This is a genomic window from Streptomyces speibonae, from assembly GCF_984686075.1.
Map to the genome: position 1 here is coordinate 7,722,982 of NZ_OZ480260.1, position 26,756 is coordinate 7,749,737.

The 26,756-nt window shown below is 73.7% G+C and carries 30 protein-coding genes; 8 read left to right on the plus strand and 22 right to left on the minus strand.

Annotation, left to right across the window (positions count from 1 at the left end; genetic code table 11):
• Positions 1-17: 17 nt before the first annotated feature.
• The 3 genes from AC5L3C_RS34430 to AC5L3C_RS34440 are packed head-to-tail and all read right to left on the minus strand — an operon-like array spanning position 18 to position 2,368.
• Positions 18-1,289, minus strand: a complete 1,272-nt coding sequence (locus tag AC5L3C_RS34430) for a streptophobe family protein (RefSeq protein ID WP_493653013.1) — start codon at positions 1,287-1,289, stop codon at positions 18-20.
• Between the two features lie 60 nt (positions 1,290-1,349).
• A complete protein-coding gene (locus tag AC5L3C_RS34435; protein ID WP_493653014.1) occupies positions 1,350-1,787 on the minus strand; it encodes a PRC-barrel domain-containing protein in 438 nt (145 codons plus the stop codon).
• On the minus strand, positions 1,784-2,368 hold the full coding sequence (locus tag AC5L3C_RS34440) for a PRC-barrel domain-containing protein (RefSeq protein WP_493653015.1): 585 nt from the start codon (positions 2,366-2,368) through the stop codon (positions 1,784-1,786). The genes AC5L3C_RS34435 and AC5L3C_RS34440 overlap by 4 nt, the downstream gene beginning before the upstream one ends.
• 144 nt (positions 2,369-2,512) lie before the next feature.
• Here AC5L3C_RS34440 and AC5L3C_RS34445 point away from each other — a divergent pair, with 144 nt between their 5' ends.
• Entirely contained in the window at positions 2,513-2,968 is a 456-nt protein-coding gene (locus tag AC5L3C_RS34445) for an ATP-binding protein (RefSeq protein WP_493653016.1), read from the plus strand.
• 42 nt (positions 2,969-3,010) lie between these two features.
• Here the strand turns inward: AC5L3C_RS34445 and AC5L3C_RS34450 are convergent, their stop codons facing one another.
• On the minus strand, positions 3,011-3,898 hold the full coding sequence (locus tag AC5L3C_RS34450; RefSeq protein ID WP_125509219.1) for an RNA polymerase sigma factor SigF: 888 nt from the start codon (positions 3,896-3,898) through the stop codon (positions 3,011-3,013).
• Positions 3,899-4,160: 262 nt separating this feature from the next.
• Here AC5L3C_RS34450 and AC5L3C_RS34455 point away from each other — a divergent pair, with 262 nt between their 5' ends.
• The gene (locus AC5L3C_RS34455) at positions 4,161-4,559 is read left to right on the plus strand and encodes a helix-turn-helix domain-containing protein (protein WP_493653017.1); all 399 of its coding nucleotides are present in this window, start codon (positions 4,161-4,163) and stop codon (positions 4,557-4,559) included.
• 36 nt (positions 4,560-4,595) lie between these two features.
• Here AC5L3C_RS34455 and AC5L3C_RS34460 read toward each other — a convergent pair whose 3' ends face one another.
• Positions 4,596-5,198 (minus strand): ClpP family protease, encoded by a 603-nt coding sequence (locus tag AC5L3C_RS34460; protein WP_493653018.1) that lies wholly within the window; start codon positions 5,196-5,198, stop codon positions 4,596-4,598.
• Entirely contained in the window at positions 5,198-5,854 is a 657-nt protein-coding gene (locus AC5L3C_RS34465) for an ATP-dependent Clp protease proteolytic subunit (protein WP_493653019.1), read from the minus strand. Before AC5L3C_RS34465 ends, AC5L3C_RS34460 begins: the two co-directional genes overlap by 1 nt.
• 213 nt (positions 5,855-6,067) lie before the next feature.
• Between AC5L3C_RS34465 and AC5L3C_RS34470 the strand changes: the two genes are divergently transcribed.
• Complete coding sequence (locus AC5L3C_RS34470) at positions 6,068-6,550, plus strand: VOC family protein (RefSeq protein WP_493654149.1); 483 nt, start codon at positions 6,068-6,070, stop codon at positions 6,548-6,550.
• Positions 6,551-6,728: 178 nt separating this feature from the next.
• On the opposite strand, the gene AC5L3C_RS34475 is transcribed toward AC5L3C_RS34470, so the two are convergent.
• Complete coding sequence (locus tag AC5L3C_RS34475) at positions 6,729-7,520, minus strand: aminoglycoside phosphotransferase family protein (RefSeq protein WP_493653020.1); 792 nt, start codon at positions 7,518-7,520, stop codon at positions 6,729-6,731.
• Positions 7,521-7,523: 3 nt separating this feature from the next.
• Here AC5L3C_RS34475 and AC5L3C_RS34480 point away from each other — a divergent pair, with 3 nt between their 5' ends.
• Entirely contained in the window at positions 7,524-8,234 is a 711-nt protein-coding gene (locus tag AC5L3C_RS34480) for a ribonuclease H family protein (protein ID WP_493653021.1), read from the plus strand.
• A gap of 9 nt (positions 8,235-8,243) precedes the next feature.
• Here AC5L3C_RS34480 and melC2 read toward each other — a convergent pair whose 3' ends face one another.
• Positions 8,244-9,074, minus strand: coding sequence for a tyrosinase MelC2 (gene melC2 / locus AC5L3C_RS34485; RefSeq protein WP_493653022.1), 831 nt, complete (start codon positions 9,072-9,074; stop codon positions 8,244-8,246).
• 32 nt (positions 9,075-9,106) lie between these two features.
• Positions 9,107-9,478 (minus strand): apotyrosinase chaperone MelC1, encoded by a 372-nt coding sequence (gene melC1 / locus AC5L3C_RS34490; protein WP_493653023.1) that lies wholly within the window; start codon positions 9,476-9,478, stop codon positions 9,107-9,109.
• A gap of 343 nt (positions 9,479-9,821) precedes the next feature.
• Here melC1 and AC5L3C_RS34495 point away from each other — a divergent pair, with 343 nt between their 5' ends.
• Positions 9,822-10,805, plus strand: coding sequence for an aldo/keto reductase (locus AC5L3C_RS34495; RefSeq protein ID WP_493653024.1), 984 nt, complete (start codon positions 9,822-9,824; stop codon positions 10,803-10,805).
• Between the two features lie 9 nt (positions 10,806-10,814).
• Here the strand turns inward: AC5L3C_RS34495 and AC5L3C_RS34500 are convergent, their stop codons facing one another.
• Positions 10,815-11,153 (minus strand): hypothetical protein, encoded by a 339-nt coding sequence (locus AC5L3C_RS34500; protein WP_493653025.1) that lies wholly within the window; start codon positions 11,151-11,153, stop codon positions 10,815-10,817.
• Positions 11,154-11,303: 150 nt separating this feature from the next.
• On the opposite strand from AC5L3C_RS34500, the gene AC5L3C_RS34505 reads away from it, so the two are divergent.
• On the plus strand, positions 11,304-11,801 hold the full coding sequence (locus tag AC5L3C_RS34505) for a DUF6328 family protein (protein WP_493653026.1): 498 nt from the start codon (positions 11,304-11,306) through the stop codon (positions 11,799-11,801).
• A gap of 19 nt (positions 11,802-11,820) precedes the next feature.
• Here the strand turns inward: AC5L3C_RS34505 and AC5L3C_RS34510 are convergent, their stop codons facing one another.
• Positions 11,821-12,240 carry an SsgA family sporulation/cell division regulator gene (locus tag AC5L3C_RS34510; protein ID WP_493654150.1) on the minus strand — a complete coding sequence of 140 codons (420 nt, stop codon included), beginning with the start codon at positions 12,238-12,240 and terminating at the stop codon, positions 11,821-11,823.
• A 6-nt stretch (positions 12,241-12,246) separates the two neighbouring features.
• Between AC5L3C_RS34510 and AC5L3C_RS34515 the strand changes: the two genes are divergently transcribed.
• On the plus strand, positions 12,247-13,725 hold the full coding sequence (locus AC5L3C_RS34515; protein ID WP_493653027.1) for a serine hydrolase domain-containing protein: 1,479 nt from the start codon (positions 12,247-12,249) through the stop codon (positions 13,723-13,725).
• Here the strand turns inward: AC5L3C_RS34515 and AC5L3C_RS34520 are convergent.
• The 8 genes from AC5L3C_RS34520 to AC5L3C_RS34555 form a co-directional block, all read right to left on the minus strand.
• On the minus strand, positions 13,684-15,306 hold the full coding sequence (locus AC5L3C_RS34520; RefSeq protein ID WP_493653028.1) for a serine/threonine-protein kinase: 1,623 nt from the start codon (positions 15,304-15,306) through the stop codon (positions 13,684-13,686). The genes AC5L3C_RS34515 and AC5L3C_RS34520 overlap by 42 nt on opposite strands.
• A 79-nt stretch (positions 15,307-15,385) precedes the next feature.
• Positions 15,386-16,345 (minus strand): threonine/serine dehydratase family protein, encoded by a 960-nt coding sequence (locus AC5L3C_RS34525; RefSeq protein ID WP_493653029.1) that lies wholly within the window; start codon positions 16,343-16,345, stop codon positions 15,386-15,388.
• Positions 16,342-17,016, minus strand: a complete 675-nt coding sequence (locus tag AC5L3C_RS34530; RefSeq protein ID WP_493653030.1) for an AIM24 family protein — start codon at positions 17,014-17,016, stop codon at positions 16,342-16,344. Before AC5L3C_RS34530 ends, AC5L3C_RS34525 begins: the two co-directional genes overlap by 4 nt.
• A gap of 69 nt (positions 17,017-17,085) precedes the next feature.
• Positions 17,086-18,399, minus strand: a complete 1,314-nt coding sequence (locus AC5L3C_RS34535; RefSeq protein ID WP_493653031.1) for a CAP domain-containing protein — start codon at positions 18,397-18,399, stop codon at positions 17,086-17,088.
• A 93-nt stretch (positions 18,400-18,492) separates the two neighbouring features.
• Positions 18,493-18,846 carry a UBP-type zinc finger domain-containing protein gene (locus tag AC5L3C_RS34540; protein WP_493653032.1) on the minus strand — a complete coding sequence of 118 codons (354 nt, stop codon included), beginning with the start codon at positions 18,844-18,846 and terminating at the stop codon, positions 18,493-18,495.
• Positions 18,843-20,306: an ATP-binding protein gene (locus AC5L3C_RS34545; protein ID WP_493653033.1), complete on the minus strand. Its 1,464-nt coding sequence runs from the start codon at positions 20,304-20,306 to the stop codon at positions 18,843-18,845. The genes AC5L3C_RS34540 and AC5L3C_RS34545 overlap by 4 nt, the downstream gene beginning before the upstream one ends.
• The gene (locus AC5L3C_RS34550) at positions 20,303-21,979 is read right to left on the minus strand and encodes an NAD(P)/FAD-dependent oxidoreductase (protein WP_493653034.1); all 1,677 of its coding nucleotides are present in this window, start codon (positions 21,977-21,979) and stop codon (positions 20,303-20,305) included. Before AC5L3C_RS34550 ends, AC5L3C_RS34545 begins: the two co-directional genes overlap by 4 nt.
• A 114-nt stretch (positions 21,980-22,093) precedes the next feature.
• The gene (locus AC5L3C_RS34555) at positions 22,094-22,447 is read right to left on the minus strand and encodes a VOC family protein (RefSeq protein WP_493653035.1); all 354 of its coding nucleotides are present in this window, start codon (positions 22,445-22,447) and stop codon (positions 22,094-22,096) included.
• Between the two features lie 71 nt (positions 22,448-22,518).
• Here AC5L3C_RS34555 and AC5L3C_RS34560 point away from each other — a divergent pair, with 71 nt between their 5' ends.
• Positions 22,519-23,394 (plus strand): universal stress protein, encoded by an 876-nt coding sequence (locus AC5L3C_RS34560; protein ID WP_493653036.1) that lies wholly within the window; start codon positions 22,519-22,521, stop codon positions 23,392-23,394.
• 16 nt (positions 23,395-23,410) lie between these two features.
• Here the strand turns inward: AC5L3C_RS34560 and AC5L3C_RS34565 are convergent, their stop codons facing one another.
• From AC5L3C_RS34565 to AC5L3C_RS34575, 3 genes are read right to left on the minus strand one after another with little or no spacing between them, the layout of a single operon-like run.
• On the minus strand, positions 23,411-24,643 hold the full coding sequence (locus tag AC5L3C_RS34565; RefSeq protein WP_493653037.1) for a DUF4032 domain-containing protein: 1,233 nt from the start codon (positions 24,641-24,643) through the stop codon (positions 23,411-23,413).
• A gap of 41 nt (positions 24,644-24,684) precedes the next feature.
• Positions 24,685-25,455: an MBL fold metallo-hydrolase gene (locus tag AC5L3C_RS34570; protein ID WP_493653038.1), complete on the minus strand. Its 771-nt coding sequence runs from the start codon at positions 25,453-25,455 to the stop codon at positions 24,685-24,687.
• A gap of 52 nt (positions 25,456-25,507) precedes the next feature.
• Positions 25,508-26,740, minus strand: a complete 1,233-nt coding sequence (locus tag AC5L3C_RS34575) for an acyltransferase family protein (RefSeq protein WP_493653039.1) — start codon at positions 26,738-26,740, stop codon at positions 25,508-25,510.
• Between the last annotated feature and the right edge of the window lie 16 nt (positions 26,741-26,756).

Consider the following 26,756-nt stretch of genomic DNA (forward strand, 5'->3'; position numbering starts at 1 on the left):
GCACCGCCCCGGCCGGATCAGCCGCCCGCCCCGCCGCTCCCGCGGCGCACGGCACGTGCCGCCCACGCTCCCGCGGACCCGGCGGCCAGCCCCCACAGCAGGGCCAGGCCCAGAGCGCTCCACAGCCGCGCGTCCAGCAGCACCTCCCCGGCGATGCCCTCGGTCAGGTCGCCGATGCCGAGCACGGACAGACCGAGCCGCGCGGAGATCCGGGCCATCAGACAGATCATCAGCACCGTCAGCGCCAGTGCCACCCCCATGTGCAGGGCGTGCCGCAGGATCCCGACGCCCGCGGGGGCGAGGGCCGCCGTCAGGAAGGCGACGGCCAGCAGCAGCACCGCGGCCAGCACCAGCAGCCACCACCATCGCCCGCCGTCGTGCTCCACCAGCGTGCCCAGGTTCAGCTCGGACACCTCCGGCGTGCGCAGCACCTCGTCCAGCACCCGCGGCATGGGCAGCCCGAAGGGCCCCGCCACCCTGCCGTCCCAGGTCGCGCCGAGCCCCACCGTCAGCGCGAGCCAGGCCACGTTCGGCAGCCCCAGCAGCACCACGGCGAACGTCTCGACCGGATGGCCCCGGGTGGCGGCGACGACCAGCGCGACGACGAGGCAGATGACGACGCAGGCGAGCAACAGCACCACCATCGCCCGCGCCGCGGGACGCACCGACGCCTGGACCCGCAGCAGTCCCACGGGCAGCGGAACACCACGGGACACCAGCAGGGTCACCAGCAGCACCCCCGCCAGCCACACCAGGCCGATCAGCATGGTCAGCGGCACGTCCGCGGCGAAGCCGGCCTCCGGCTCGATGCCGAACAGCTCGCCCAGGTCGCCGAGCGGGCCCTCCCCGAGGGGAATCTCGAAGGTGTGCCGCGCGGCCAGCCCCAGACCGAGCAGCGCCGCCAGCCACAGCGCGGCGATCCGCGCCGCCCACCCGGCCAGCCCGGGCGCTCCGGCGAGCGCCCGGCGACGCAGCGGACGGCGGAAGCACCAGCCGACGACCAGCGCCCCGGCGAGCGTGACGGACAGCGGAATCACCGCCAGTCCGCCCTCGGTTCCGACCAGATCTCCGGCGTCCCCCGTCAGGCGCACCGTGCCGCCTACGGCTGTCACCAGCGTCGCCGCGACCACCTGCGGGAAGGCGTCGCCCGGCAGGTCCGTCGCGCCCGCCGCCCACAGCCCGAGGGCCGCCACGACCGCCATGGCGGCCACCGCGCCGAGGACCGTGACCAGGGCCTGGACCCAGCCGGGCCGGACGGCAGGGCGGCCGGAGGAGGTGCGTGCGTTCACGTGTGCACGCTAAGCAGCCCCCGTCCGCCCTGCCTGCCGGGAGGTCCGTACGCGTCGCGCTCACACCCCGTGGTGCGCGGCGCCGGAGCGGATCACCAGGGCGTGATCGCCCAGACCCAGGAGACGGTCGGGCGGCAGTTCGCCGCGCGTCGTCAGCACGGCCTCGATGCGCCCGGTCACCGGATCGAACGCGGCGTCGAGCACCGTGCCCCGCTCCTCGCCGCACTCCGTGAGCACCCTGCTCCCCAGCAGCTCGCGCCGGGCCGGCCCCTCCTCCGGGCCGCCGCCCGGGCGCACGATCAGCATGTCCGGGCCGGCCGCGCGCAGTGCGTTCCACGCCACCACGGCCCCCCTGCGCAGCCGCCCGCGCCCGATCCGGACCTGGATGACCCGCCAGGGCGCCCCGTCGACCAGGAGCGTCCGCACCTCGCCCACCCGGTCCGCGTCCTCGCCCGGGGTCAGTACGGGCAGCCCCCGCACCCGTGAGAACAGCATCATGGGGCCACACCCCCACCGCGGTCGTGGCGGGCGGCGACGCGGGCCGTGAACCCCGGCAGGTCGTCACTCACGTATGTCCGCGCGTGCGCGGGGATCACCAGGGTCCGGCCGGAGAAACTCACCGCCTCGCCCCGAGGCACGTACACCCGGTGCCGCCGGTGCCGGGAGCCGTGCACCAGATCGCGCTGCGCGGCGAGACGGAACGCGACGAGCCGGCCGCTGGTGCCGCCCTCGACCAGGACGTCGAGCACCGTGCCCACCGTCTCGCCGTCGTCGGTCAGCACCCGCGCCCCGAGCAGCCGCCCGCGCACCGCGTCCCGGCGCGCCGCGGACCGCGGCTGGTCGCACAGCGCCCCCGCGTCCCGGACCATGACCGCGTCCCGGCCCAGACAGTGCACCGCCGGCCAGGGCAGGTCCCGCGGCAGGGGCCCCGACAGCAGGGTCCGGCCGGTGAGCGTGAAACTTCCGATCCGCCCGGCCGACGTGTCGAAGAGCGTGTCCTTGACATGTGCCACGGCATCACCGCCGAGCGTCACCACGGGAAGCGTCGCCAGGGCCCGTACCGATGTCAGTCCGTTCATGGCACACCCTTCCGCCCGGCCCCGCGGGGTCCGGGTTCCCCGCCCGCGGAAGGGGACACCGATCAAAGGGGACTGCGCCGCCGGAGCCGGGGTACCAGGACAGGTGCAGACCGTCGGCCACCCGGCCTCGCAGAGAGAACACGCATGACCTATCACCTGGACGGGGCAGTGATACCCACTGGTTTCGACGTGCCCGTGGAACCGCTTCGGCGCGCGGCACACTTCACCGGCGAGCCGGGATGCATCGCCGAGGCGCGGGCGTTCGCCGCGGAGTTCCTGCGGCAGCTGCGGACCGAATGGTGCGCCGACATCGACGCGCGGACCGACGGCGCGGTCCTGCTGGTGGTGAGCGAACTGGTCACCAACGCCGACGTCCACAGCGACGGCCCGTACATCCTGGAGCTGGAGGGCACGGACACGTCCCTCACGGTGGCCGTCTACGACAGCAGCGGCAGCGCGCCCCTCGTCTTCCCGCGTGATCCCGAGCGTGTCGGACGGCACGGCCTGGAGATCGTGCGGGCGCTGGCCCACGACGTCGCGGTGGAGCGGGTGCCGGTCGGCAAGTGCGTCCGCGCGGTACTGAGCTTCGCCTCCGGCTGACCGGCCCGGCGCCCGCCGCCCCTCCTCCTGGTCCGGGCTCCGTCAGGCGCAGCCGAGTTCGCCCAGCATCCCCTCGCGCAGGCGGGCGATGATCCGCTTGATCAGGCGCGACACATGCATCTGCGAGCAGCCGAGCCGCTCACCGATCTCCGCCTGGGTGGCCTCCTCCACGAACCGCAGATGGAGGATCTCCCGGTCGCGCTCGCTGAGCTCGGCCATGAGCGGTGCCAGGGCGTGGAAGTCCTCGACGAGTCCCAGCCCCTCCTCCTCGACCCCGATGAAGTCGGCGAGGACCGCCTCGCCGTTCTCCGGGCCGTCACCGGTGAGCGCGGCGTCCAGCGACGAGGAGTTGTAGCCGTTCGCGGCGATCTGTCCCTCGACGACCTGCTGCTCGGTGATGTTCATCAGCGTGGCCAGCTCGCCGACCGTGGGTTCCCGGTCCAGCCGGCTGGCCAGCTCCTCGCGCGCCTTGGCGAGCTCGACCCGCAGCTCCTGCAGCCGGCGCGGCACATGCACGGCCCACGTGGTGTCACGGAAGAAGCGCTTGATCTCGCCGACGATGTACGGCAGCGCGAAGGAGGTGAACTCGACCTCGCGCGACAGTTCGAACCGGTCGATCGCCTTGATCAGACCGATCATGCCGGTCTGCACGATGTCGTCCATGTCGTCGCCCCGGCCGCGGAACCGCCCGGCCGCGAACCGCACGAGGGACATGTTCATCTCGATGAGGGTGTTGCGCGCGTACTGGTACTCGTGCGTCCCCTCCTCCACCTCCGCCATGCGCCGGAAGAACTGCCGGGACAGCTCCCGCGCGTCACGGGGTGCGACAGTGCGTGGGTCCACCACTTCGCGCAGGTCTCCGCCACCCGTCCCGGCCTCGGTGTGCCCGTCGACTGCCTGCGCCTGCGACCGGATCACGGCGGTCTTCATTACCTCTCCCCACGAACGTCATGGCTGCCATGTGCCTGAGCCTCGCGAGTACCCGGCTCCTCCGGATCCATGCCTACCGATTTCCGGGAGCCGGCGAACACGGTGCGCAGGGGTCGTCACCTTCGTGTCCGAGAGTACGCCGATGTGCCCGGCGGGGCAGCCCGGACGCACCCCGGGAGGGCATTCGGCGGGGCGGAAGGTCTTCACTCAGGGCGGAACGCCATCCCCTTCCCTCGCGGGCCGGAATTCCTAGGCTGTGCACGTGACCCAACAAGCGCCGAATCACGCCCGTGTCATCCCCCTGCGGCCGGAAGGCGGGGCCCCGGCGGCCGCGCCGGCCCCGGCCCCCGCCCCCAGAGAGCCCTTGTGGCGCGACCTCGTCGGCGACGTGCTGCGCCGGGAGCGGCTCGCGCAGGAACGGACGCTGAAGGACGTCGCCGACGCGGCCCGGATCTCCATGCCCTATCTCTCGGAGGTGGAGCGGGGCCGCAAGGAGGCCTCCTCGGAGGTCCTCGCGGCCGCCGCCCAGGCGCTCGGTCTCGGCCTCGGCGACCTGCTGCACCGGGCCCAGGGAGAGCTCGTCCGCCTCACGAGCCGGCGGACCCCCGCCGCCCGGCGCGTGCCCGGCTCCGCCCACGACGGACTCTGCCTGGCCGCCTGACCGCACCACCCGTCGCGCCGCCCGGCGCCCGGCGCCTCAGACCGGCGCCAGACGCCGGGCCAGCACCTCGTCGGCCAGGCCGTAGGCCACCGCCTCCGCGGCGGTGAACACCTTGTCGCGGTCCATGTCCGCCCGCAGCGTCGTCACGTCGTGGTGCGTGTGCCGGGACAGCACCTCCTCCACCTGGGAGCGGATCCGCACCATCTCCTTGGCCTGGAGCGACAGGTCGGACGCCGTCCCCCGGGCCCCGCCCGAGGCCGGCTGCCCGAGCAGCACCCGCGCGTGCTCCAGCACGAACCGCCGCCCCGGGTCCCCGCCCGCCAGCAGCACGGCCGCCGTGGACGCCGCCTGCCCGACGCAGAACGTCGAGATCGGCGCCCGTACGAACGTCATGGTGTCGTAGATCGCCATCAGCGAGGTGAACGAGCCGCCGGGGGAGTTGATGTAGACGGCGATCTCGCTCTCCGGGGCCGCCGACTCCAGATGGAGCAGCTGGGCGATGACCACGTTGGCGACGCCGTCGTCGATCTCGGTCCCGAGGAAGATGATCCGCTCGGCCAGCAGCCGGCTGAACACGTCGTACGACCGCTCGCCCTGCGGCGTGCGCTCCACGACGTTCGGAATCGTGTACGTGCCCATCACTGCAGCCCCATCCTGCGCCGTGTGGCGGCCGGGCGGACGTCGTCCAGCGACTCCACCACCCGGTCGACCATCCCGTACTCGAGTGCCTGCTCGGCCGTGAACCAGCGGTCCCGGTCGCCGTCCCGGGAGATCGTCTCCGGGGTCTGTCCGGTGTGCTCGGCGGTGATCCGCTCGATGGTCCGCTTGGTGAACTCCAGGTTCTCCGCCTGGATCTCGATGTCGGCCGTGGTGCCGCCGATGCCGCCCGACGGCTGGTGCATCATGATCCGCGCGTTCGGCAGGGCGTAGCGCTTGCCCGGCGTGCCGACGCAGACCAGGAACTGGCCCATGCTGGCCGCGAAGCCCATCGCCAGCGTGGAGACGTCGTTGGGGATCATCCGCATCGTGTCGTAGATGGCCAGCCCCGCGTGCACCGAGCCGCCGGGGCTGTTGACGTACAGGCTGATGTCGGTACGGGGATCCTCGGCGGACAGGATCAGCAGCTGCGCGCAGACCCGGTTCGCGGAGACCTCGTCGACCTGCGTGCCCAGCAGCACGATCCGCTGGTCGAGCAGCTGGGCGGCGAGGTGGTCGTCGAAGCGGGTCGGCGGGGTGTCGCCCTCCTCGGCCCGGGGCGGCGTGGCCGGCGGCGGGCCGGCGGTGAACGGAGACATCGGCGCTCCTGTGGTCGCTCGTCGCGACGCGGTCCGGGTGACCGCGTGTCACCCACTGTCGACGGGCCGGGCCGTGTGGCGGGGACTTCTCTGCCCGCGGCAGATTCGCCACGGGCAGAGCACTCCTTGGGCGCCGGTTCGCGGGGCACCGATGAGTTCCGGGGCGCGCGGGAGTCGACACCCATGACGGCGATCCACCACCAGGAGGAACCCATGAACACCGACGGCTTCACCACGTGTCTCTGGTACGACGGCCAGGCGGAGGAGGCCGCGAACTTCTACGTCTCGGTCTTCAAGAACTCGCACCTCGGCGACATCGTCCGCAACACCGGCGCCGCGCCCGGCGAGGAGGGCTCCGTGCTCACCGTGGAGTTCACGGCCAACGGGCAGAAGTTCGTCGCGCTCAACGGCGGCCCCGAGTTCACGTTCAACGAGGCGATCTCCTTCCAGCTCGACTGCGACGACCAGGCGGAGATCGACCACTACTGGGAGAAGCTGGTCGAGGGCGGCGGCGAGCACGGTCCGTGCGGCTGGCTCAAGGACCGGTTCGGCGTCTCGTGGCAGGTCAACGCGGCGCGGCTGACCGAGATGATCAGCGACCCGGACCGGGAGAAGGCCGACCGCGCCCTCAAGGCCATGATGACCATGGGCAAGCTCGACATCGCCGCCCTGGAGAAGGCGTACGCGGGAGAATGAGGCCGGGACGGCGGCGGGAACGGCGCGGCCCGGTGGATGCCGCGTCCGCGCCGGTCCCGCGTGGTGTCGCCACCCCACAGCCCGGCGAACCGGCCCCTGGCACCCGCTCCATGCGGCCGGCGCTCACCGGCTCCCCGCCGGCCGGCGCGACGACCGCGACCACGGCCACCACTGGGCCCTACCTCCGTTCCGCCAGGATCTCCCCGATCACGTGGCGCGAGTTGGCCGCGAGGGCCGGGTTGGTGTCCCAGTAGTACGGCAGCTGGATCAGCGCGATGGACAGGGCCCAGCCCCGCCCTCGCGCCCATTCCGCCTCGTCGGCGCCCACCGCCTCGCGGAAGACGCCCCGCACCCCGGCGGGCAGCAGATTCCACGCGACGATCAGGTCCACCGCCGGATCACCCGCGCCCACGGATCCGAAGTCGATCACCGCGGTGAGCCGCCCGCCGTCGGTCAGCAGGTTCCCGGGCGACAGATCGCCGTGCGCCCAGACCGGAGGCCCGGTGTACGCCGGGGCCGTCAGCGCCTCCTCCCACCGCGCGGTCACCGCCTCCGTGTCGGTACGGCCCGTGAGCTGCGCGATCGCCTCGCGGGTCGGGGCATCACGGGTGGCGAGGGGGACGCCGCGGTGGCACGCGGGCGCGTCCGCCGTGTCGAGCCCGCGCAGGGCGGTGATGTACGCCGCGAGATCGGTCGCGAGAGACCCGGGGTCCGCCACCGTGCCGACGACCGGATTGACGCCCTCCAGCCAGCGGTACACCGACCAGGGCCAGGCGAACCCGTGCCCCGGCCGCCCCGGGCGCGGCGGTGGGCTGCGGTTCGGCCCGATGGACACGCCGTTCGGACGGTTCGCGGCGATCAGCGACCCCCAGGGCGCGGACTTCTCGGTGATCGACATCACGACCACCACGGGCGAGATGCCGAGGACGACCGAGGTCGGCTGAGCGGGCGGGGCCCCCGTCCCGGTCATGGCATGATCGGGCCCATGCGTGAACGTGTGGTGGCCGCGTGCGACGGGGCTTCGAAGGGAAATCCGGGACCCGCGGGCTGGGCCTGGGTGATCGCCGACGCGTCCGAGGAACCGGTGCGCTGGGAGGCGGGCGCGCTCGGCACGGCGACCAACAACGTCGCCGAACTCACCGCGCTGGAGCGGCTGCTGGCGGCGACCGACCCCGCCGTGCCGCTCGAGGTGCGGATGGACTCGCAGTACGCCATGAAGGCCGTCACCACCTGGCTGCCCGGCTGGAAGCGCAACGGCTGGCGCACGGCGGCCGGAAAGCCGGTCGCCAACCAGGACCTGGTCGTGTCCATCGACGGCCTGCTGCAGAACCGCTCCGTGGAGTTCCGCTACGTCCCCGCCCACCAGGTCGACGGCGACCGGCTCAACGACTTCGCCGACCGCGCGGCCAGCCAGGCGGCCACCGACCAGCAGGACGCGGGCAGCGCGCTGGGCTCGCCCGAACCGCCCGCGGCACCGGAGCGTCCGGCCGGCGGCGCGAAGAAGCGCGGCTCCCGCGCGGCCGGGGCGCCCCGGCCGCGCGGCGGCGGCGCGTCGTCCCGCACCGTCAAGGCGAAGTTCCCCGGCCGCTGCCCGTGCGGGCGGTCCTACGCCGCCGGGGAGCCCATCGCCAAGAACGGCAAGGGGTGGGGTCACCCCGGGTGCCGGACCCTGACGAGCGCCTGAGCGGGCCGGTCAGCCGTCGAACGTGTAGTGCGGGGTGTGGTCCAGCAGATCCGCCGGTGACATGTCGTGCCACGGACGCATGGTCTCGTGCAGAGCGACGACGTCGGGCGTCCCGGCGGCGGGAAGATAGCCGGAGCCGGGGTGGCGCCGCTGCCATTCGGCCCACAGCTTGTCGACGTAGGCGTGGTGCAGCCAGAACACCGGGTCGTTGGGGGACGCGCCGGTGGCCATGTGCCCGCCGACCCACACATGGACCCGGTTGTGCAGGTTGACCCCGCGCCAGCCCTCCAGGTGGTTGCGGAACCCGTCCGAGGCGCTGTTCCAGGGCGGCATGTCGTACGTGGACAGCGCCAGCACCGACTCGACCTCCGCCCGCGTCGGCAGGGCGCGTCCGCCGGCGCCGAGCGCGCGCCGCAGATAGGTGCGGCCGTCCACCCCCACGGTGATCGGCCAGTTCCCGGTGGCGGCGGCGAACGGCCCGTCCGTCACCCTGCCGTCGCGGCTGCGGCCGCTGCCGCCGAGGAAGTCGGACGCCCACAGCGAGGAACGGGCCCAGGCGCCGGCGCCGTCACTGCTCCAGTCCCAGTACGGGAGCGCCACCGAGGGGTCCACCGACTGCAGGGCCCGCTCGAACTCCAGCAGGAGCCTGCGGTGCCAGGGCAGGAAGGACGGTGAGCGGTGCCCCGTCCGTTCGCCGTGGTCGGTGTCGGACATGATGAAGGTGTTGTGCAGGGCGACGAACTCGTCGTAGCGGCCGCTGCGCTTGAGCTCCAGCAGCGCGGCGACGAAACGCCGCTTCTCGTCGGAGGTCAGGCTCGCCTGGTTCTTGCGGACGGTCATGTGCGGAGTGCTCCCGAGGCGCTTGGGGGCGGTCAGTTGGCGGGCATGGGCAGCAGCGGGGCGCCCTGCAGCTCGTCCACCGCGGCGCGGGCGGCCGCGCGCGGGGAGGGCACCGGGTCGTAGTGGCTGACGACGCTGATCCAGCTGCCGTCGGCGTTGCGCATCACATGGAGCTCCACGTCGTCGACGAACACGGCGTATCCGGGCCCGTGGCCGTGGCGGGCGCCGGCCGCGGCCACGGTGCCCCGTATCCGGCGGCCCCGGTAGACCTCGTCGAAGCCGGCGGGCGAGCCGTGGCGGTGCCCGGCGGCCCGTGCGGACGGGGCGAGGGCCGGCGGGACGCCCACGGCCGCGGCGAGGGCGGCCGCCGTGGTGAGCGCGCGGCGACGGCTGAGGTCCGGCATGCGGGTCTCCTCGGGGTGATGCGGAATCAGGACCCCGCATGCCTATCGCCGGTGCGGGTAACGGGAGAAACGCGTCCCGGACGGTTGGTCGCGATCCGGGCAATTACTCCCATGTCGTACAGAGTTGAACGAAGATGATCTTGCTGTGAAGCGCCCGCCCGGGTGGCCGGAAGGGGAAATTCCGCCCTGGGTGGCCCGTCCGCCTGATGATCTTCCGCGGACGGTGCGCGGCCTGTGGCCCGCGTCACGCCGGGAGATTGGCGTGATCCCTCGGGAGCCCCGCCGGGCTCACCACCGCACCGGTGCCCGAGCCGCCCGCCGGGACGGATGACAGACTGGCGCCATGGACGAGCGCACTTTCGACAGGTCGGGACAGCACGCCTCCGTGATCGGTCTCGGCACATGGCAACTCGGAGCGGACTGGGGTGACGTCGACGACAAGGAAGCACTCGCGGTCCTGGAGGCGGCCGCCGAATCGGGAGTCACCTTCTTCGACACCGCCGACGTCTACGGCGACGGCCGCAGCGAGCGGACCATCGCCTCCTTCCTGAGCGGACGGCCCGACCTGCACGTGCTGGTCGCCACCAAGATGGGCCGCCGGGTCGACCAGATCCCCGAGAACTACGTCCTGGACAACTTCCGCGCCTGGAACGACCGTTCACGGCGCAACCTCGGCGTCGACCGCATCGACCTGGTGCAGCTGCACTGCCCGCCCACGCCCGTCTACTCCACCGACGAAGTCTTCGACGCCCTCGACACCCTGGTGGCGGAGGAGCGCATCGCCTCCTACGGCGTCAGCGTGGAGACCTGCGCGGAGGCCCTGACGGCCATCGCGCGGCCGAACGTGGCGAGCGTGCAGATCATCCTCAACCCGTTCCGCATGAAGCCGCTGCGCGAAGTGCTCCCGGCCGCCCGGGAGGCGGGCGTCGGCATCATCGCCCGGGTTCCGCTCGCCTCCGGACTGCTGTCCGGCAAGTACACCCGGGACACCGTCTTCGCCGAGAACGACCACCGCACCTTCAACCGGCGGGGCGAGGCCTTCGACCAGGGCGAGACCTTCTCCGGCGTCGACTACGCGACCGGCGTGGAGGCCGCCGCCGAGTTCGCCGCGCTCGCCCCCGAGGGATACACCCCGGCCCAGCTGGCCCTGCGCTGGATCGTCCAGCAGCCCGGAGTCACCACCGTCATCCCCGGCGCCCGCTCACCCGAGCAGGCCCGCGCCAACGCGGAGGCCGCCCGGCTGCCGCAGCTGTCCGGCGCCACGCTCACCGCGATCGGCGAGCTCTACGACCGGCGGATCAAGGACCAGGTGGAGAGCCGCTGGTAGCGGCACGGGTCAGGGCTCCAGGAGCAGCTGCCGCTCCTGCTCCTGGTCCCCGGACGCGGCGCCCTCGTCACGGGTCCTGAAGGACCGCCGGAGGGCGTCGCCCGCCCGCCGCACCGCGTCCGGGGTGCCCTGCACGGTGACGGTCACCGCCGCGGACAGCGCCCCCGCGTCGGCCGGCCCCGCGTTCCCGGTGCCTTCCCCGGCGAACGTCGCCATGTGCACCGTCGCCCGCGCGTCCGAGGGACGCTGGTCCGGCGGCCCGAAGGCGCCCTCCAGCGCCCGGACGACCGCGCGTGCGTCGTCGACGCCGCCGCCGCTGAGCGTCACGGTGAGCTGGGTGTCCGTCATGCGTCCCACGACCTCCCGGCCTCGGTGTCATCGCCGTCCGTGTAACCGTGGCCCGGGCCGCCAAACCGGCGACCGGTCCGGGGAGTACCACCGCTTTCGGGGAATCCGAGAAGGAGGACCCATCAGGCCGCGAGGACAGGGAGGCACGCCGTGCCGGACACGGAGCGGGGCGGGAGCAGGCGCCGGGGGCGCGACGAGAGCGAGGAGGAGAGAGCGGACCGGATGTGGACGGAGCTCATCCAGGAGGTCCGCGTCGCCCAGATGGGCGTACAGATCCTGTTCGGCTTTCTGCTGACGGTCGTGTTCACCCCGACGTACGACGGCCTGTCCGACACCAACAAGACGATCTACATCGTGACGGTGGTGCTCGGTGCCTGCGCGACTGTTGCGCTCATCGCCCCGGTGTCCCTGCACCGGCTGGTCTCCGGCCGGCTGATCAAGCCCCAGGCGGTGCAGTGGGCCTCACGGCTCACCCTGCTCGGCCTTCTGCTGCTGCTCGCCACCACCAGCGCCTCGCTGCTGCTCATCCTGCGCGTCGCCACCCACGACGGCTTCGTCCCGTACCTCGTGACCGGCGTCGTCGTCTGGTACCTGCTGTGCTGGTTGGGGCTGCCCCTGTGGACCCGGTACCGCCACACGGCACGGTGACGCCCGCGCGGGCCGGCTGTCAGCTCCCCGCCAGAATGTCGGCGAGGAAGTCGTCCACGCGGACCTCCTCGCGCCCCGGCGGGACCGACCGGCGGGTCTCCCGCAGGAAGTCGCCGACCGTCTCGGCCCAGGCGAACACCGCCGCGTGGTGCCGTCCGCCGTCGGCGTGCGCCTCGCCGAGGAACTCCATGCGCAGCTCCCGGCCCACACCCCGCACCTCCGGGCGCAGCCGCACGTCCCCGATCCCGACCGGGCGGGTGAGACCGGCGGTGAGCATCTCGCGGTCCAGCTGCCAGCGGGCGAGGACGCGGCCGTCGTGACTGAAGACGAGGGTGACGGCGAAGGGGTCCGACGGGTCGTAACCGAGGTGGGCGAGCACGGCGAAGCGGTCCGTGACGCCCGCCTGGACGGATGTTCCCGTGGGCCGGTCGGGCAGGATGGCCCCATGACGGACCGCACACTTCCCGCCTCCGCCCCCGCCGAGCAGGGCGTCGACGCGCAGGGCGTCCACGCGTTCCTCGACGCCCTGGAGGCCGGCCCCGGCATCGAACCGCACAGCCTGATGATCCTGCGCCACGGCCGGCTCGTGGCCTCCGGCTGGTGGGCGCCCTACACCGCGCGGCGTCCGCATCTGCTGTACTCGCTGAGCAAGAGCTTCACGGCGACCGCCGCCGCGCTCGCCGAGGCCGAGGGGCTGATCGACTTCGACGCGCCCGTGCTGTCGTACTTCCCGGAGTTCGAGGCCGACATCACCGACCCGCGCAGCCGGGCGATGCTGGTGCGGCACGTGGCGTCCATGGCCAGCGGCCACGAGAGCGAGACGGTCGACGAGGCGTTCGGCACCGACCCCGCCGAGCCCGTGCGCGGATTCCTGCTCCAGCCGCCCGGGCGCGACCCGGGCACCGTCTTCGCCTACAACCAGCCCTGCACCTACACGCTCGGCGCGATCGTGCAGCGGGTGACCGGCGCGTCCCTCACCGACTATCTGCGGCCCCGGCTGTTCGACCCGCTGGGCATCGGCGGGACCACCTGGCAGCGCGACCGGACCGGCCGCGAGATCGGATTCAGCGGACTGTACGCCGCCACCGACGCCGTCGCACGGCTCGGGCAGCTCTACCTGGACGACGGCGTCCGGCAGGGCAGGCGACTGCTGCCCGAGGGCTGGGTCGCCCGCGCCTCGCGCCCGCACATACCGACCGGGGGCGCCATGGCGGAGGAGGACCGGCAGGACTGGGACCGCGGCTACGGACACCAGTTCTGGATCTCCCGGCACGGCTTCCGGGGCGACGGCGCCTACGGCCAGTTCTGTCTCGTCCTGCCGGAGCAGGACGCGGTGATCGCCGCGACCACGGCGACCGAGCGGATGCAGGAGTACCTCGAGCTGGTCTGGCGGCACCTCCTGCCGGCCTTCCGCCCCGCCCCGCTGACCGGCCGGGAGGAAGCGGACGCCGCCCTGCGCGAACGCCTCGACTCCCTCGCCCTGCCGTCCGCCGACGGCCGCCCCGCACCGCCGCAGGAGGCCGCCGCGTGGCCGGACGCCGTGTTCACTCCGGAGGGCGGCGTCTGCGCCGACCAGCCGAAGCTGACCGAGGCCCGGATCACGGCGGACGCCGACGGCTGGACGCTGCGCCTCACCGAGGACGGCGAGGTGCTGGACGCACGGTGCGGCGGACCGGGCTGGACCGTCACCGAGCAGCCCGTCCCGGTCGCCGTGAGCGGCGGCTGGACCGACGGGGACACCTTCTCCGCGGACGTGGTGTTCCTGGAGACGCCGCACCGGCTGCGCGTCCTGTGCTCCCTCACCGACGGGACCTTCCGGGCGCACTGGCTCACCCGCCCGCTGCACCCCTGGCCGCTGCGCAGACTGCGTGCCCCGGGCGGCTCAGCGCGTCCCCGGGCGGAACGTCCGCAGGAAGGTCCGTAGCGCCTCGCGGCTCGCGGGTTCCTCCCAGTCGGCTGCGGGCGTCGTCCAGCGCAGCGAGAAGCCGCGCCCGCCGCCCAGCAGGAAGCCGCGGCCGAAGGTGCGCAGCCGGGTGCCGTCGTCGTCGGCGTACCACTGCATGTCGGCGGCCTCGCGCCCCCGGTACGTCCGCGCCTCGATGGCGCCGATCCGCCGGTAGCCGCCGGACCGTACCAGTGGCGGCTCGACACTGTCGCGCCACACGGCCACCGCGTCGGATCCCACACGTTCGCTGTAGGTGACGGCGAGTGTGCGGGGGTCCCCTTCGGCGCCGAAGGTCACGCGGTAGGCCCGGTCGGCGCCGGGGGACGTGTCCAGCCGCTTCCACTCCTCGGGCAGCGCGACGGAGAAGCCCTCCGGGGCGTTGTAGGTCCGGTAGCCGGGCGGCAGGCCCTTGCCCGGCCGGGACGGGGAGGGGGAGGGGCGGGCCGAGGCCGTGGCGGACGGCGAGGCGGGGCTCTCCTCGTCGCGACCGCCCCCGCCGCCGGGTGCGGCGGGACCCGTCGGCGCGGACACCGAGGCCGTCGGCGCGCCCGCCGCGGCGTCCGCACCGGAATCCGTGCCCGGCAGCCCCTGGGCCGAGGCGAGCACGGCGACCGCCACCGTGACCACGGCCAGGGTGGTGCCCAGCAGCATCGTCCTCCTGCTCAACTCCCCGCCCGCACGGCGCAGCCGGGCGGTGTACACACCGCCGCGCAGCCGTGGGCCCGGCACGGGCGCCGCCACGGCCCCGGGCTCCTCGTGGACCACGCGGGTGAGCGCCTCCCGGGCCACCCGACGGGTCAGCCGCTCCCGCGCGTCCCGGCGCAGCAGCCCCTGGACCACCCGGGTCAGCGGCCCCGACCGCAGCGGGGCGCGCAGCGGCAGCCGGTCCACGGCCCGCAGCGTGTCCTCGGGCCGCCCGCGGTCCTGGAACGGCGGCCGCCCTTCGAGCATCGTGTAGAGGATCGCCCCCAGCGCCCACAGGTCCGCGGCGGGACCGATCCGCTCGTCGCGGGCCTGCTCCGGAGAGGCGTACGACGGTGCCGTGAGCCGGGGCGCCGAGGTGCTCCCGGCCAGGCCGTACCCGGTGACGACCACCTCGGCGCCCTCGCGCAGGAACACCTGACCGGGGCTGAGCTCGCCGTGCGTGATGGCCTCGGCGTGCGCGGCGTCCAGGACGTCGAGCACCTCCAGCGCGATGCGCGCGGCCCGCACATGATTCAACCTGCCCTGCGCGGCGAGGACTTCGGTCAGGGGCGTGCCGTCGATCCAGGCGGTGACGGTCCACAGACAGCCGTCCTCCTCGACGCTGTCGAGGACCGTGGCGACCCGGCCGGGGCACAGCCGGGCCACGCTCTCCGCGGCCCGCAGGACGCGCGAGGGGGCGCGGCGCGCGGCCTCCCCGGCGTCCGGCGGCAGCTCGGTCAGAGTGGCCAGGCACGAAAGACCCGTCCGCAGGTCCTCGGCGGACCAGCCGACACGGTTGGGCTCCCGGTGGATGATCTCGACCAGCCGGTAGCGGCCGGCCACCGGCCGGTCTGTGGAGACGTGCGCCCTGACCATGGCCATCCCTCGTCGAACCGCTGGATCCCGTTGTACCCAGTGGTACGGGCGGAAGGGCCGGGTCCGTTCAATGGAACGATCAGCGGAGTTCGAAGTGTTCCGTCCAGGCGATCATGTCGCCCGTCGTGGCGTTGCCGCCGCACACCACCAGACCGAGCCGGGCTCCCTCACCGACCCGCTCCAGCACCCGCCGCGCGGCGGGCAGCAGACAGCCGGCCGCGGGCTCCGCCCACACCTTGGCGTGGTCCGCGAGATCCAGGGAGCCGCGCACCGCCTCCCGGTCCGGCACCACCAGCACCTCGGTGACCAGCTCCGCGACGTGCTCGTACGTCAGCTGCGACACCGCCGGCGCGCTGAGCGTGGAGACGATCGACCTCAGCTCCACCGGCACCGGCCCGCCCGCCGCCAGCGCCTCGGACATCGCCTGCGCGCCCTCGGTCTCCACACCCCAGACACGCACCCCGGGCCGCAGCGCCCGCAGCGCGGCCGCGACTCCGGCGATCAGTCCTCCGCCCCCGATGCTCACCAGGACGTCCGTGAGGTCCCCGGCGTCCGCGGCGAACTCCAGGCCCACGGTGCCCTGACCGGCGATCACCACCGGGTCGTCGAAGGGATGGACCAGCGTCAGCCCCTCCTGCCGGAGCCGGTCCATGAGCGCGAACGCGCCGTCCATGTCGTCGGTGACCCGCACCGAGGCGCCCGCCGCCTCCGCGATCTCCACCGCCCGCACGGGCGCGGAACGCGGCATCACCACCGTGGCCTTCACATCCAGGGCGGCGGCCATGACCGCGAGGGCGATCCCGTGGTTGCCGCCGCTCACCGCCACCACCCCGGCGGCCCGCTCCGGCTCGCTGAGCGACAGCAGCTTCGCCGCCGCGCCCCGCACCTTGAACGAACCGGTGCGCTGGAGCAGTTCCAGCTTCGCCGTGACCGGGGCACCCAGCAGGGCCGACAGACCGGGGCTCGGCACGGTCGGGGTCCGCACCACATGCCCGGCGATCCGCTCGGCCGCGGTCTCGACGTCGGCGATCCCGATCACGACTGCGCCTTGTGCGGCGTGCCCTCGCTGGGCCGGACGACGACATGGCCCTCGCCCCGCAGCACCAGCTGCACGGCCTCGCCCGACCCGCCGCGCAGCATCGAGCCCAGCGACTGCGAACGGTGCAGCGAGGTGTCCAGGCCCGCGGTCCAGCCGACGATCGCGTCCGTGTCCACGTACACCGGGTACTGCGGCGACACCGGGATGACCAGCGGATCCCCCTCGCACACCAGCCCCAGTCTGCCGTGCCCGGTGAAGACGCTGTTGAACAGGCCGCCCCCGGTGATCCCGGCGCCCTTCACGGTCGCGATGCGGTACGACAGCGAGGAGTCGAAGCACAGGACGTTGCGGCCGTTGACGGTGAACTCGTCGCCGGGGTCGACCTCGACGACGAAGCAGTTCTGCGCCTCGTGGGCGAACCAGGCCTCGCCCTGGCCGCGTACCGCCATCAGCGGCAGCCCCTCGCCGGTCACCGCGCGCTTGAGCATGCCGCCCACGCCCTGGCCCTTGCGCTCGAACTGCAGGTTGCCGCGATAGGCGACCATCGCGCCCTGACGGGCGAGCATCTCGCCGTCGACCGTGTAGCGGAGGCATTTGGCGTTCTCGACCGACATGCCCGCGGCCGTGGCCGGCCGCACCATGTGCTGACTGGAAAACAGGTCACCCTTCATGGAGGCATCCTCACCCGGATGCCGTCCCTCCGCCAGGATCGCGCGCGTCGGCACGGCGGGGTGCCGCCGTCAGGCTCCGAACAACTGCGTCCAGTACGTGCCCGACCGGCCGCCGCCGGCGAAACCGACGCCGATGTGGGTGAAGTCGGGCTTGAGGATGTTGGCGCGGTGCCCGGGGCTGTTCATCCATCCCCGCACCACCTCGGCGGCCGAGCGTTGCCCGCAGGCGATGTTCTCGCCGATCGTGCGCCGCGCGGAACCCGCCGCGGCCGCCCGGTCCCAGGGGCGGCTGCCGTCGGGCGAGGTGTGCGCGTAGAAGTCGCGGGCCACCATGTCGGCGCAGTGCGCCTGCGCGGCCGTGGCCAGCAGCGGGTCGTGGGACAGCGGCGGCAGCCCGGCCCGGACCCGCTCCCCGTTGGTGAGGTCGACGACCTCGGCGACGGTCCGCTCCAGACCGTCCGGGGTGAGCGGACTGGCCCACAGCGCCGTCCAGTACGTGTCACCGGAGCCGTCGGCGGACGCCACCGCGGCGTGCGTGAAGGCCGGACCGCACACCGTGCGGCGGGCGGCCTCGTGGCGCAGACAGTGGTCGAGGAAATGACCGACGGTGCGCGGGCCCGACACCAGGTGCTCGCCGACTCTGAGATACGCGTATCCGGCGGCCACCACGCGCTGGTGGACGGAGACACCGTCCACGCCCTCGACCCCCAGGCGCCCGCCCCGGGCCATCAGGGCGGCGTGGTCCCGGGCCGCCCGCGCCAGCCGCGCGTCGTGCGCCACCGGCGCCGAACCGGCCGCGGACCGGGCGGAGTTCACCAGATCGAGGAAGCCGTCACCCGCGGACGGGGGCGCGTGGGGGCGGGGCGGTGCGGCGGGGACCGTCCGGGTGGAGACGGCCCCGTCGTCCTCCTCGACGTCGACCCCGAAGTCCCGGGCGAGACCGGCCAGTCCGTCGGCGTACCCCTGCCCCAGGGCGCGCAGCTTCCAGCCCTCGCCGCGCCGGTAGAGCTCCGCGAGGAGCAGGACGGTCTCCTGGCGGGGGCGCGGCGGCGAGAACCGGGCGAGCCGGCGTCCGCCGCCGTCGGCGACCTCCAGCACGGGGGTGGGCAGCCCGCTGAGCGGGGTGCCGGGATCGGCGGGGCTGACGGCCACCGTGACCCGCGTCGCGCCGCGCCGCAGCGCGGCCGGTTCGACGGTGAGGGTGTCACCGCTCAGCCGGGCTCCGGGGGCCGACGGCTGGTTGTAGAACACGAAGTCGCCGTCGCCGCGCACCTTCCCGCCGTCGTCCGTGATCAGCGCGGACACGTCGAACGGCCCGGGCACCCGGACGGAGACGGCGCCGCCCGGGAGGGGCAGATTGCCGCCGGGAACCAACTCGCTCATCGCACCGCCCTGCTGGAGTCGTCGTCACACGGACCGGTGGGGGTGTCCGGACGGACAACGACGGGCGGGCCCCACGGGTTCCCGCACGGCCGGTCAGCGGTGCAGCGAGGCGGCCCAGTCCGGCGGGACCCGGTCCGCCGGGCCCGGCGCCGGCTGGTCGGCCGGGCGGCTCACGGGCGGGGCCAGCTCGGGACCGGACTCGTACAGCTCCCGCGTGGCGTAGTTCCAGAACCAGCCCTCGCCCGGCTCGTAACTGCGGACCACCGGATGCCCGGTGGCCTCGAAGTGCGCCGTGGCGTGCCGGCCGGGCGAGCTGTCGCAGCAGCCGACGTGGCCGCACTGCGCGCAGCGCCGCAGATGGAACCACCAGCCTCCCGCGGCTTCGCAGTCGGCACACCCCGCGCCGGTCGGCGGGACACTCGGATCGATGGCGTGCTCGCTGGTCATAAGGACTCCTCGGAGGGGGCGTCGGGGGCGGTGAGCGGGAGCAGCACCTGGAAGCGGGTGTCGCCCGGCTCGGAGTCGAAACGCAGACTCCCGTGGTGCCGGTCGACCACGATCCGCCAGGAGATGTCCAGGCCCAGGCCGGTGCCCTCGCCCACCGGCTTGGTGGTGAAGAACGGGTCGAAGACGCGCTCGCGGATCTCCGCCGGGATCCCCGCCCCGGTGTCGCGGAACTCCACCAGCAGCCGGTCGTGCTCGCGCGCGGTGCGCACGGTCAGCGTGCCCCGCGCGGCGTCCCCGCCCGCGTGGTTCATCGCGGAGACCGCGTTGTCGATCAGGTTGGTCCACACCTGGTTGAGCTCCGCCGGGTACGCCGGGATCCGCGGCAGTGCGCGGTCGTACTCCTTGACCACCTCGATGCCCCGGCCGATCTTGCCGGACAGCATCAGCAGGGTGCTGTCGAGGAGTTCATGCACGTCGGCGACCTGGAAGGGGGCCCGGTCGAGCTGCGAGTACTGCTTGGCGGCGTCGACGAGCCGCGAGACGCGGCTCGTGGAGTCCGCGATCTCGTCCATCAGCAGTTCCGTCTCCACCGTGTAGCTCAGCCAGCCGACCGCCCCGGGGAGGATCTCCTCGTCCACGGCCGCGGCGACCTGCTCCAGCCAGTCCATGTCGAGCCCGGCCTGGACGAACGTCGGGGCGATCCGCCAGCCGTCGGCGATGCCGTGGTCGTCCAGCCAGTCGGCGAGCGCGTCCTCCCGGTCGGCGGCCTCAAGGGGGCTGAGCACGGGCGCCTTCGCGACCCGCTCGGCCGTGCGCTCCTGGATGTCGATCAGCCGCGCCAGCGTCTCGCGGTCGTAGCTGCCCGCGGAGATGACGCGCAGCTTGTGCCGCATCTTGCCCACGCGCTCCCGCAGGCTCGAGGTCGCCCGTACGGCCGCCGCGGCGGGGTTGTTCAGCTCATGGGTCAGCCCGGCCGACAGCGAGCCGAGCGCCAGCAGCCGCTCGCGCTGGCCGATGGCGCGCTGGGTGCTCTTCGACCCGAAGAACAGACCCTCCAGCAGATGCACCGCCATCGGGAACCACTCCTGCATGATGCTCGCGAACGTGTCCGCGGGCAGCACGAAGAACCGCGTCGGCTCCGTCACGCGCATGGAGTTGTTGTAGACCTGCGGCACCCGGTCCCCGAGGTAGGCCTGCATGGCGCCCGCGTACACCCCGCGCTGGGACGTGCGGTTGACCTCGACGTCGTCCCCGCCGACCCGGCGGGACAGCACCACCGTGCCCTCCATCATCACGTAGAAGCAGGTGGCGGGTTCGCCCTCGGTGTACACCGGTCCCGGCCCGAACCGCTCCATCCGCCCCTCGGCGCAGAGCCGCCCGAGCTGGTCCGGGGTGAGCTTCTCGAACAGGAACAGGGAACCGATCTCCTGCGGGCTGCACGGCATCGGCAGGCCGTTCATGACTGCTCCAGATACCGGTGGACGAGCATGACGGCCATGGCTCCCTCTCCGACGGCGGACGCGACCCGCTTCGCGGATTCCGCGCGCGCGTCGCCCGCGACGAACACTCCGGGCACGCTGGTCTCCAGGTGGTACGGCGGCCGGTCCAGCTCCCAGTCGGCCGGCGGCCGCCCGTCCGGGGTCAGATCGGGCCCGGCGAGGATGAACCCCTGCCCGTCCCGCAGCACCGTGGCGTCCAGCCAGTCGGTCAGCGGGGCGGCGCCGATGAACACGAACAGCCACTGCGCGTCCACGAGTTCGCTTCGCCCGCTGCCCGTGTCGCACAGCGTCAGCCGCTCCAGGTGGCCGTCGCCGTGCGCGCCCTCGACGACCGTGCCGCACCGCACCGAGATGTTCGGCGTCTCGTCGATCTGCTGGATCAGGTAGTACGACATCGACGCCGTCAGATCCGCACCGCGCACCAGCAGCGTCACCGACTTGGCGAACCGGGACAGGTACATCGCCGCCTGCCCGGCCGAATTGGCGCCGCCGGCGATGTACACGTCGTGGCCCTGGCAGGCGGCCGCCTCGGTCAGCGCGGACCCGTAGAAGACCCCGCGGCCGCCCAGCTCCGCGCAGCCGGGCGCCGCCAGCCGGCGGTAGGACACCCCGGTCGCCAGGATCACGCTGTGCGCCGCGATCGCGGAGCCGTCGGAGAACCGTACGATCCGGGCTCCGCCGTTGACCTCCAGTCCCGTCACCTCGCGCGCGGTGAGGATCTCGGCGCCGAACCGGGTGGCCTGCCGCCGTGCCCGCTCGGTGAGCTGCGCCCCCGACACTCCGTCGGGGAAGCCGAGGTAGTTCTCGATGCGCGAGCTCTGGCCGGCCTGGCCCCCGGTCGCCGACCGCTCCACCAGGACCGTCCGCAGCCCCTCCGAGGCCCCGTAGACCGCCGCGCCGAGCCCTGCCGGGCCGCCGCCGATCACCACCAGGTCGTAGAAGTCGGCCGCCGGGGTCGTCGCGAGGCCCACCCGGGCGGCGAGGTCCACCGCCTCCGGCGCCACCAGAGGCGTCCCGTCCGGCGGGATCACCACCGGCAGCCGCATCCCGTCCTGCCCCGCGGCGGCCAGCAGCCGCGCGCCCTCCGGCTCGTCGGCGGAGTACCAGCGGTAGGGCACCTGGTTGCGGGCGAGGAAGTCGCGCACGTCCGAGGAGCGCGCCGACCAGCGGTGTCCGACGACCTTGGTGCTGGGCACCGGCCGGTGGTCGCTGCTCCGCCAGGCCCGCAGCAGGTCGTCCAGGACCGGGTACAGCTTCTCCTCGGGCGGGTCCCACGGCTTGAGCAGATAGTGGTCCAGGTCGACGACGTTGATCGCGTCGATGGCGGCGTGGGTGTCCGCGTACGCGGTCAGCAGCACCCGCCGCGCGCCCGGATGGATGTCGAGGGCCTGCTCCAGGAACTCGATGCCGTTCATCCCCGGCATCCGGTAGTCGGCGAGGATCACCGCGACGAGGTCGCCGCGCAGCTTCAGCTCGCGCAGCGCGTCCAGCGCGGACGCGCCCGACTCCGCGCGCACGATCCGGTACGACTCCCCGTAGCGCCGCCTGAGGTCACGGGCCACGGCCCGGGAGACACCCGGATCGTCGTCCACGGTCAGGATGACGGTCCGCGCTGCGTCGGCGGCCTGTGGCATACGTCCCCCACATCGGCGGAATGCTCCCGGCACGGTGCGTCCCGATCCGGCCACCGCGCCGGCCCTGCCCATCGTATGTGCGTTCGCGCCGCTCCGCGCAGAGACGGCCGGGTCTCACGCGCGGCGCGAGGAGAGCACGCAGAACTCGTTGCCCTCGATGTCCGCGAGGACCACCCACGGCTGCTCGCCCTGGCCGATGTCCGCGTGGCGCGCGCCGAGCGCGAGGAGCCGGGCGACCTCCGCCTCCTGGTCGTCGGGCCGGAAGTCGAGGTGCAGCCGGTTCTTGCCCGCCTTGCCCTCCTCCACCGGTTCGAAGATCAGCCCCGGCAGCCGGTCCGGCGCCGGCCGGATCTCGAACTCGTCGGGGTCCTCGTTCACCACCACCCAGCCGAGTGCCTCGCTCCACCAGTGCCCCAGGGCCACCGGATCGGCCGCGTCCATCACTACCTGCTCCCACTCCAGACTCATGGGGCCAGCGTAGGGAAGACTGGATCACGCGCACCCGTACGCGCAGTGGACACGACACCCGGAGGAACGGCATGACACGCCCGATCACGGCAGGGATCGACGGGACCGAGGAGAGCCTCGCCGCGCTGAACTGGGCGGCCCGGGAGGCGGTCCGCCGGGGACTGCCGCTCAGGGTGGTGCACGCCTGGCGCTTCGAGACGGGCGGCGACGGGGTGGACGCGGGGGACAGGGCCACCCAGGAACAGTGGGTGCGCGCGGCGGTCGGCGAGGCGGCCCGCACCGTCCGCGACCGGCACCCGGAGCTGACCCTGACGACGGACGTCCTGGAGGGCGACGCCGTGGACACGCTGACCGCGGTCGCCGCGGACGCGGAGATGCTGGTGCTCGGCTCGCGCGGACACGGCCGGATCATGGGGTTCCTGGTGGGCTCGGTCGGCCAGCAGGTGATCGTCGACGCGCCGCGGCCGGTCGTCTTCGTCCGGGCCGGGGACCAGCCGTCGGACGAGGTCGCCGGGCACGAGATCGTGGTCGGCCAGCAGGGCGACCCGCAGGACAGCGCCGCCGCGCTGGGTTTCGCCTTCGAGACCGCCTCCCGGCGTGGGGCCACCGTGCGGGCCGTGCGGGCGTGGACCCTGCCGCCGGTGTTCGCCTACAGCCCCGCCTCGCTCCAGCTCATGGACGAGGCCGGGGGCCTCGAGCCGTACGAGCGGAAGGCCCTGGCGGCGGCACTCGCGCCGTGGCGGGAGCGCTACCCGGACGTGCACGTGGTCGAGCACGTGGAGATGGGCAGCGCCGGTCAGGTGCTGCTCTCGGTGGCGGGCACGGCCCAGCTGATGGTGGTGGGCCGCCGCGCGCGCCGTACCGCCGTGGGCGCGCGGATCGGCTCGGTGGCGCACGGGGTGCTGCACCACGCGGAGTGCCCGGTGGCCGTGGTGCCGCCGGCGTGAGCCGCCGGCCGCCGGTTCATTCGTCCGTCGGCTGCAGTGTCGCCCGCGCCTTCGGCAGGATGTTCTCGATGTAGTCCTCGACGGCCGTGTCCAGGCCGATGTCGTGCTGGGCCCGCTCGGACAGGTACCAGCGGTGCTCCAGCAACTCGTGGTAGATCTCCGCGGCGTCCATCGGCCCACGCAGCTCCGGCGGCACGGAGCGCACGGTGGGCCGGAACACCTCGCGCACCCAGCGGTGGGCGAGGACCTCCGGGCGGGCGCCGAGGGGGTCGCCCGGCGCGTAGTCGTCCTGGGTGGCCATCCAGCTCTCCAGGTCGTTCAGCAGCCGCCGGGCCTGGTTCTCCTCGGTGTCGAGACCGGTCAGCCGCAGCAGCTGGCGCTGGTGGTGGCCGGCGTCGACGACCTTGGGCACGAAGGTGACGGTGTCGCCGTTGGAGGCGTGCTCGATCTGCATCTCGGCCACGTCGAAACCGAGGTCGTTGAGCCGGCGGATGCGCCGCTCGATGTAGTGGTACTGGCCGGCCGGGTAGACGGAGGTCCGGGTCAGCTCCTGCCACAGGCTCTGGTAGCGGGCACAGATCTCGGTGCCGAACTCGATCGGGTCGACGGAGGGGTGCAGCGCCCCGGAGGCCTCGAGGTCGAGCAGCTCGCCGCTGATGTTGACCCGCGCGAGGTCGAGGTCGTACTCGCGCTGGCCGACGCTGAGTTCCGGGTGCAGGTCGCCGGTCTCGGCGTCCACCAGATAGGCCGCGTAGGCGCCCGCGTCCCGCCGGAACAGCGTGTTGGACAGCGAGCAGTCGCCCCAGGCGAATCCGGCCAGGTGCAGCCGTACCAGCAGCACGGCGAGCGCGTCCATCAGCCGGTGCATCGTCGCCGGGCGCAGCGTCGTCTCGAACATCGACCGGTACGGCAGCGAGCCGCCGAGGTGCCGGGTGACCAGGACGCTCTCCAGCGGCTCCCCGCCGGGGTCGGTGCGGCCGGTGACCACGGCGAGCGGGTCGACCGCCGGGATGCCGATCCGGTCCAGGTCGCGCAGCAGCTCGTACTCGCGCAGCGCCGGCCGCTCGGCGAGCTCCTTCACCGCGATCACCTCGTCGCCCGCGCGCGCGTAGCGCACCACGTGCCGGGAGATGCCGCGCGGCAGCGGCACCAGGTAGCGCTCCGGCCACTCCTCCAGCGGCAGCTGCCACGGCAGTTCCAACAGGAGCGCGGGATGCTCCGGGTTGGTGGCGTTGATCTGCAGTGCCATGGCTGCGGTGTCCTCGTCTCGCGGGCGGTCGTCACCCCACCCTACGAGGCCCGCTCGCGCGCCAGCCGGGCAGCGTCCCGTACCGGTCCCCGGTGCAGCGGGCCGTGTCCGGGCAGCAGCAGGCCGGCGTCCAGTTCCCCCAGGACGTCCAGCGAGGCCAGGGCGGTGGCGCGCTCGTGGTGGAACATGTCGGTCAGCATCTGCGGCCCCGCCGTCCGTGCGGTGGGGTGGCCGCTGACCAGGGCGTCGCCGGACACCACCACTCCGCGGTCCGGGAGGTGGAAGGCGCAGTGCCCGGCGGTGTGCCCCGGCGTGTGCACCGGTACCGGCCGGCCGGGCAGATCGAGCGGGGACAGTCGCGGACCCGGCCGCGGACCCGGCTGCGGGAACGGCTCGGGCGCGGCTACCGCCACGTCCGCCGTGCCGCCCCTGCGCAGGGCGTTCGCCGCCCAGGGCAGCACGCCCGGCCGCCAGCCGTTGCGGAGCACCTGCCCGACGGTCACCTGATGGAGGAAGTCCCGCCGGGCGTGCGGGACTTCGGTCGGGTGGGTGTACACGGGGGTGCCGTACGTGGCACGGAGATACTCGGCGGAGCCCAGGTGGTCGTTGTGGGCGTGGGTGATCAGCACGGCCGCCACCGCCTCGGGGGAACTGCCCACCTCGGCCAGCGAGGCGAGCAGTGCCTCGCGGTCGCCCGGATAGCCGGTGTCGATGAGGGTGACGGCGTCCCCCTCGGTGAGGATCACCCAGTTGGTGTTCGTGCCGTGCACCAGATGGGTGCCGTCCGTGACGTGCCGCACTGTCGCCCGCATGACCGTTCCGACCCCCAGTTCGCCGCTGTCCGACGCGAGCAAGGAAAGCAGATCACCGCGTGGGCGCGGGAGGAGGCTCCGGCCGCGCGGGCGCCGGGGCCTCGGCGCGCATGCCGAACAGGAACCGGGTCACCGCCGTCCGCCGCACCCCGTACTCGTACACCACCAGGATCACCGCCAGCGAGGCCGCCACGATCACCGCGTACTTGACGGCCATCGGCGCGTCCCACCCGACCACGCCGTAGGCGAAGGCGACCACGACGGGCTGGTGCAGCACGTACAGCGGGAGGGCGGCGCGGGCCAGGTACGCCCCGGCCGCTCCGCGGCCGCGGCCGTGGTCCCGCGGGCGTCGCGGCCGGTCCAGCAGGCCGAGGACGGCGACCACCCAGCACCAGCCCGCCGCCCCGAACAGCGCCCGTGTCACCAGGGCGAGCGGGCTCCACGCGGTGAACGGGTCGTCCCCGGCGACGAAGCCGGGCGCGGACCCGGCGAACAGCATGACTCCGAGGACGCCCACGGGCACCGCGGCCCGGCGCATGAGCTCCCGTACCCGCGCGTCGTCGGCGAGGGCGAAGCCGTAGGCGAAGAAGAGCAGATAGGCCCAGCGGTTCCAGCCCGCGTACTCCTCCTCCATGCCCAGCAGCGCGTTGACGGCGGCCAGGGGCAGCGCGGGCAGCAGGAGCAGCACGGGCCGGCGCCGCAGCGCTGGTGCCGCGCGGCGGGCGCCGGCCGCCACGCGGGCGGCCACCGGGGCGAGCAGCAGGCAGAAGGCGAGCAGCAGGACGACGAACCACAGATGACCGGTCTCGAAGTGGGCCCCCTCCAGGACGAAGGGGAAGTCGACGGGGTCCGGACGCACGCGGAGGAACCGCGCCCAGAACCGCACATACGGCTCGTCGTACCCGGGGTCGGCGGCGCGCAGCCGCAGCCACTGCGGGAGCGGGCAGAGCACCACCGTGCCGAAGACCAGCGGCACGCCCAGGCGCAGCAGCCGTTCCCGGGCGAATCCGCGCGGCCCCCGGCGGCGGATGGAGTGGCGGGCGCCGAGCCCGGCGACCAGGAACAGCATCGGCATGGCCCACACCACGCCGAACCCGGCGAGGACGGTGACGGCGTCCGTCGTCCGCGCGTTCTTGACGTAGAAGTCGTCGTCCGGGGAGAAGACCAGGGCGGTGTGGAAGAAGACCAGCCCGAGGACGACGAGGGCGCGCAGCGCGTCGAGTTCCCCGCGCCGGCCGACCCCCGCCCCGTGCCTGATGCTCTCCCGCTCCGTGTCCCCGCTCATCGGCCCCTCCCCAGCC